1 protein-coding gene is annotated in these 418 nt (G+C 54.1%); it reads left to right on the top strand.

What is annotated here, in order from left to right; translation table 11 throughout:
• Positions 1-418 (top strand): beta-ketoacyl-[acyl-carrier-protein] synthase II (locus NE664_14600; GenBank protein ID MCQ4727865.1); only part of this gene is annotated, 418 nt, incomplete at both ends.

The following is a 418-nucleotide window of genomic DNA, read 5'->3' as shown; positions in this document are numbered from 1 at the left end:
ATTCCGGCATTGATATGGAACAGGAGGACCCGTACCGCGTAGGCGTCTGTCTGGGATCCGGTATCGGAAGTCTTCAGGCTATGGAACGGGAGCACAAAAAGCTTCTGGAAAAGGGGCCGGGCCGTGTGAATCCACTCCTGGTACCGATGATGATCTGCAATATGGCAGCAGGAAATGTGGCAATCCAGTTCGGATTAAAGGGAAAATGTTTTAACGTGGTAACGGCCTGTGCCACAGGAACTCATTCCATCGGTGAAGCATTCCGCTCCATTCAGTATGGGGAGGCGGACGTCATGGTTGCCGGAGGAACGGAAGCCAGTATTGCACCGATCGGCGTGGCTGGTTTTACCTCTCTGACTGCTCTCACTACGGTGACAGACCCGCTGCGCGCTTCCATTCCTTTCGATCAGGACAGAAG

Source organism: Anaerotignum faecicola, from assembly GCA_024460105.1.
Lineage (GTDB): Bacteria > Bacillota > Clostridia > Lachnospirales > Anaerotignaceae > JANFXS01.
Note: the sequence above shows the minus strand (reverse complement) of the source record. Positions and strands in the feature narration are given on the sequence as shown.